A 5,366-nucleotide genomic window follows, 5' to 3' on the forward strand; every position below is an offset into this window, starting at 1 on the left:
AATACTTTTAAATGCTTTTACGCAGGCTGTAATCCTTGCGGCACAATGGTTTCAACACATATAAGACGAGGGATTGGGGGTAATAAGACGAGGGATTGGGGGTAATAAGACGAGGGATTGGGGGTAATAAGACGAGGGATTGGGGGTAATAAGACGAGTATATTGTTTTACTCGTCTTATGGACGTAGAATGCCTCATTCAACGAGGAGAACGTCATGCTAAGGAATGAACTTGTTGTAAAGTCAAACCGATTGATTGAGGCTAGCTATCGGCTGGATTTGGTGGAACAGCGGATCATTCTTTTTGCTATAAAAGAGGCCCGCGAATCTAGCCTAGGGTTAACTTCAGACCACTTTCTAACAATCAGGGCCGCCGACTATGCTGCACAATTCAACGTCAGCACGAAAAAGGCTTATGAGCAAATTAAAGCGGCTGCCACGACACTGTACATGCGAAGTCTGATATTGCACGACGTTCATCCCGAAAGTGGCAAAGAACGTGTCACAAAAGCACGCTGGGTATCTGCCGCGAGTTACATTGATGGTGAAGGAGCAATCCAGCTACAGTTTTCTGGTGTAATCGTTCCCTACATAACTTTATTAGAACGAGAATTCACTAGCTACCGGCTGGCAGCCGTCTCGAATATGAGCAGCACCTACGCTATTCGGTTGTATGAGTTACTGATTCAGTGGGGAAGTATTGGCAAGCGGGAGGTAGAGCTTAATTGGCTTAGGTCAGCTCTCTTGATTGAGGAGGACTATAGGAGGCTTTTTGACCTCAAAAAATGGGTTATCGACGTTGCCCTAGAACAGATAAATCAACATTCTGATTTATCCGTAAGCTACAGTCAGCGAAAAACAGGTCGCACTGTTACGCACCTGACCTTTACGTTCAACCATAAACATCAAGCGCCCAAGCAGCCCAAGTCGCGACAACTGGATGATTCGGAGAGAATACCCAAAAGCGAGATCGAGCGTTTAGCTAGACCTGGGGAAACTTACGAAGAGGCCGAAGAGCGAATTCGCAAATTACGATAGATTTACTCATCCAAAACAGCCCCAATCAAGCGACCGAACAGGCCCTTTTTCGGCTTCTCATTAGTAGGCGCTTGATGGCCTCGGTATTCTAGAAGTTTGATCGTTTCTTGAGCCTTATCGACTTGTGTTCTCAACCACTCTTTCTCTTGTAACAACAGAGCCTTTTCTTGCAGTGCAGCGGCTACACTCCGCTCCAATTCTTCGACTCGTTGTTGTAGCGTATCTGCTTGTTTCTGCAACACAGTATCTTGTAGCGACGACTGTTTTTTTTCCAAAGATGGCTCACCGAAACAACGCACCATCTCAGCGTGATCTACCTTTCCTGAGGTCTGTGAAAGCTTACCATTCTTGATATTACGGTAGATCGTCGTTCTAGCTACACCCCACCTTTTTGATGCTTCTGAGATTGATATAAGCATGGCTATATTCCACTTTGTTGCATAGTGTAGCGTGCAGCGTATCGAATACTGTCCATTAATACAATTTAGAGGCAACCGCTTATCGGGTAGGAAACACATGAAAGTAAAAAAGCCGGTTCACTTTGTGACCGGCTTTTTTACTTTTTAGCACTGCAGCGTCTCGCAAACACTGAAGCCCATCTTCCTGCTATTTGTAGAATCATGCAAGCCGCCATGCCTCAAAATTTGACACACTCAAACGACCGTTGGTAAATTCACATTGCACTTGATCGTTCTCTTGTTCTACGGTCGGGCACTGGGCTTGTACCAGCTACCAACTGGCAACGAAAGTTGACCAGCGCTCGCCCGGACTGCTACTAACAGTCAAGAACAGAATTAAAAAGCCCACAATGTGGGCTTTTTTAATTCTTGCTATCCCGCGCCAGCTCAGTGGCTAGGATGGTCATTAGATCGTAAGTTAATGTTCAGGACACTCTGACCATCCACAGTTGCGCCAATCACTAACTGTTCGTGGTTAAGCAGCGTTTTTGCGGTGATCGCCAAGATGATAATGCTCGCTACAGCCACAAAACCAACGATGGCCTGCATGGTTTTTTCAATCAGATAGCTACAGATTGCTCCACTCTTGAGCAACAGATTCCCTTGCTTCAATGTCATCATGGACGTTCTCCTCAATAAATTTTGACACTCTTAACTCTGCCGTCTGATGTAATCACGGATCGCGGCCCGAATCAAAACTGATACGGACTCCCCCTGCTCGCTGGAAAGGCTTTTTAATGCCTCCAGATCACTGACGGGCAATATCACCGAATAGGCTTTGCTGCTGGCTGGCGCGGACTTAGGCGGCCGACCTCTGGGTTTGGATGCCGGCATCGGTTCCAGCACCCTACCGTTGGCTCTGGCCCAGGCCTCGGCGGTAGCGATCGTGGCCAACTTTTCCGGCTTCTCCATCTCCTTGAAAAGCTTTTTTGCATACCCTGACGAGTGCCCTTGCGCTTCTCTAAGATACTCATAAGCCAGCTTTATGGACTGACTGGGTAGTCCATTATGGGTGATCTCGACCATTCTTACACCATTTTTTTCATATATAAAAAATATATTATCAATATTTTTTCATCATATCTATAAAGGCATTTTTTGAAGGGCATTCAAAGAGGGTTTGTTAGCGAATATAAAGAGATTCCTGCTGTTTGCAGAGACTGGATAGCTGCACACTGAGGCACCGGCAACGGAATAATTAAATCTCAATCGTCTCTGCCTGGCCAAACTGAGGAAAAGACGGAGCGATCAGGGCCTTTCTTAGGCAACCTGTCTGCAGGGATAATTTTCTCATTTCTCAATATTTGACGCGTAAAGAAGTAGTTTGACGTGTTCTGATGTTGTATGATTAGCTCTGATTTGTTCTGGGTAATTTAGGGGCTAATTATGGTAGACATTACTAACACTGTACTTCTTTCTGCCGATGAAATATGTACACGGCTGAGTGTCAGTCGAAGTACTTTTGATCGCTGGCGCAAGATTAATTCTCCATTTGGCGGTTTGGGTGGATTTCAGACTCATGTGCTTTCCGACTTACGCTCTCCAGTTGATGCAGAAAACGATGCGGGACTTACTCCCTTTCCGGAGCCTTCGTTGAATGTCGGTGGCAGTCCTCGATGGGATGCTTCTGATGTGAACGCATGGCTCATTGCCAACAAGGATAAGAAAAACCGCCGAGGCTTTCGAGGATAAATTAGGCGTCCGTAACTAGATGGCCTCTTGTCTCGATAGATTGGGGGGGAACTAAAACTCGTCAAGTTTAAGCCAGATGATGACGATGAGTAGTAAGTAATAGATAGGCACAAGCGCCCCCTAAGAGAGAGGCATTAATACCCTGCACTGGTAGGCAATATTGACTCCCAGTGGGGAGGATTAGCGCCTTGCAAAGAAGGGTAAATAGTAAGGTATATTCCGGTTAAACCTAATAACCAGCTTGTAGCAGACAAACATACACTTAGTAACAGGTGGGCGGTACCCATGCCTCCCACAGCCCCCCATCTGTGCATTGTAGTATGCAACACCTTACTCACATAATTACCAACATGACATATCAATGACAAACGAGGTGTTTATGAGCGTAACTGATACCCCAAACCCAGCCCCATCTACCACTGAACTTATACGTGAAAATGAGCGCAAGTGGGGCAAAGCAATGATGAATGTAGGATGGACGGCGGTCCCCAGCATCATTCTCAAAAAACAAAAGCAGCTTGGTTTAGATGCTCTCGATCTGAACATTATTCTGCACTTGATGTCGTATTGGTGGACAGCAGGCGAACTACCGTACCCCAGCAAGAAAACTCTGGCCGAACTCATGAGCGTTGATGAATCAACAATTCGTCGTCGTATCGCAAAGCTAGAAGCAGGAAAGCTGATCAAGCGGATCCTTCGCCCAGTTGCAGGTGATCGCCACAAATCGAATCAATATGACTTTTCTGGTTTGATTGAAGCAGTCACGCCCTTCGCAGAAGAAGAGCTTGCTGAAAGAGCTAAAACTCGGGAGCAAAAAGCAGAACGTGCCCGGCGCATGCGTCCTAAAAAACCAACTTTGACAGTGATTTGAAAATGAAATGGAAGCCTTTTACACATAAAGGTCAAACCTTTGATCTGAGCCATCTACACGATACATCCCTCACCGTCGTTCAGCCGGCGAAAGATGATAAGCCAGAAATAGTCTATGACCTGGAGGTGACTTTTGGTCTGCACTGCTTCACCAGCGGACTCAAAGATGGAGAAAAGCTTGATCCTGAGTGGCAATACTGCGACTCAAGAGAGTGCCGCCATTTCGATAAGCAACGCTATGAACTGTCGAAGCAACTGCCTGCGATTGTAGCGGCGTTACGCCAAAAAAAGTGCTTTCACTCTGGGAAGGGTAATTTTTTCTTAGTGGAATTGATGGGGAGTTCTGGCGCCAAACAGCAGTATGAGGTTTATTTTTCTGTATCAAAGGCATCTGGTGGAAACGGTAAACTCAACTTATTCGTTCAAAGTGCGTATGTTCGAACGCGAGGTCAACAGCCGCACAAAAAGCCTATCGGCTTCTGCATTCTGCTGCACAACGTAAAGAACAATAGACCTATTCGCGTTCCCCAATAAAAAAGCCCCTTAAAGTAGGGGCTTTTTTTAAATCGGGCCTCTTGGGTATTCCCACACTTGGGTGGAAACCGGATGAATCCGGCGGGATGGGCGCACAGCTTTCGCTGTTCCGTTCATACGTCCACGTAATCATCTTATCAAATTTGAGTATCCAAATACTAGTCTCCTCTCACTAGAGGGTAGTAGCACTGTAAAAATCCCATGCTATGGGAGTCTCAGAAGCTACTAACCACATAGCCGCCATATCTCTCCAAAATGCGTTATAAGAGCCATTCCAAAGCCAACCATAGAGAACCCTATAGATAATCATTAAAACGGCGCTATCGCGCTGTAATTGCTTTGTATAAGCATTTTTTATCATCGTCTCCAGAAAGGCTATTGGAGATGTCAGTTGTGCGATTAAACAAAAGTCCTGTTTTAGGTCTCAAGCTAACGCTGCGAAAAGGCATTTGCCAAAGAGATACTGTTAACCCGCCCCTTGAAAACGACGAGCTGGCATTGTGACCTTTGATGGATTGGTTTTCGCAGATGTGAAGTCCCCCTTAGGGGGATTCAGGGGGGACAAAAAGCCGCCGTTAGGCGACATAGCCTTTTGCTAATTCGTACCAAAGCTTCGTTCGCGGCACAAAACTTGGTTATCCACAGATTTTTCTCGTATGCGTGTTTTTTAAATACTTTTAAATACTTTTAAATGCTTTTACGCAGGCTGTAATCCTTGCGGCACAATGGTTTCAACACATATAAGACGAGGGATTGGGGGTAATAAGACGAGGGA

7 protein-coding genes are annotated in these 5,366 nt (G+C 45.8%); 4 read left to right on the forward strand and 3 right to left on the reverse strand.

Features of this window, described 5'->3' with window-relative positions; genetic code table 11:
* Window positions 1–215 precede the first annotated feature (215 nt).
* On the forward strand, window positions 216–1,037 hold the full coding sequence (gene repM / locus C8N29_RS16300; protein WP_107867123.1) for a replication initiation protein RepM: 822 nt from the start codon (window positions 216–218) through the stop codon (window positions 1,035–1,037).
* Between the two features lie 2 nt (window positions 1,038–1,039).
* Here repM and C8N29_RS16305 read toward each other — a convergent pair whose 3' ends face one another.
* From C8N29_RS16305 to C8N29_RS16315, 3 genes are all read right to left on the reverse strand, one after another.
* The gene (locus tag C8N29_RS16305) at window positions 1,040–1,456 is read right to left on the reverse strand and encodes a plasmid replication DNA-binding protein (protein ID WP_107867124.1); all 417 of its coding nucleotides are present in this window, start codon (window positions 1,454–1,456) and stop codon (window positions 1,040–1,042) included.
* Window positions 1,457–1,882: 426 nt separating this feature from the next.
* A complete protein-coding gene (locus C8N29_RS16310; RefSeq protein ID WP_107867125.1) occupies window positions 1,883–2,116 on the reverse strand; it encodes a hypothetical protein in 234 nt (77 codons plus the stop codon).
* A 30-nt stretch (window positions 2,117–2,146) separates the two neighbouring features.
* Window positions 2,147–2,521, reverse strand: coding sequence for a ribbon-helix-helix domain-containing protein (locus C8N29_RS16315; RefSeq protein ID WP_107867126.1), 375 nt, complete (start codon window positions 2,519–2,521; stop codon window positions 2,147–2,149).
* 360 nt (window positions 2,522–2,881) lie between these two features.
* On the opposite strand from C8N29_RS16315, the gene C8N29_RS16320 reads away from it, so the two are divergent.
* The 3 genes from C8N29_RS16320 to C8N29_RS16330 all read left to right on the forward strand — a co-directional run bounded on the left by C8N29_RS16320 (window position 2,882) and on the right by C8N29_RS16330 (window position 4,591).
* Complete coding sequence (locus C8N29_RS16320; protein WP_107867127.1) at window positions 2,882–3,187, forward strand: helix-turn-helix transcriptional regulator; 306 nt, start codon at window positions 2,882–2,884, stop codon at window positions 3,185–3,187.
* 379 nt (window positions 3,188–3,566) lie between these two features.
* Window positions 3,567–4,058, forward strand: a complete 492-nt coding sequence (locus C8N29_RS16325) for a helix-turn-helix domain-containing protein (RefSeq protein ID WP_107867130.1) — start codon at window positions 3,567–3,569, stop codon at window positions 4,056–4,058.
* 2 nt (window positions 4,059–4,060) lie between these two features.
* Window positions 4,061–4,591, forward strand: coding sequence for a hypothetical protein (locus tag C8N29_RS16330; protein WP_107867128.1), 531 nt, complete (start codon window positions 4,061–4,063; stop codon window positions 4,589–4,591).
* Window positions 4,592–5,366 lie beyond the last annotated feature (775 nt).

Source organism: Agitococcus lubricus, assembly GCF_003051055.1.
GTDB classification, from domain to species: domain Bacteria; phylum Pseudomonadota; class Gammaproteobacteria; order Pseudomonadales; family Moraxellaceae; genus Agitococcus; species Agitococcus lubricus.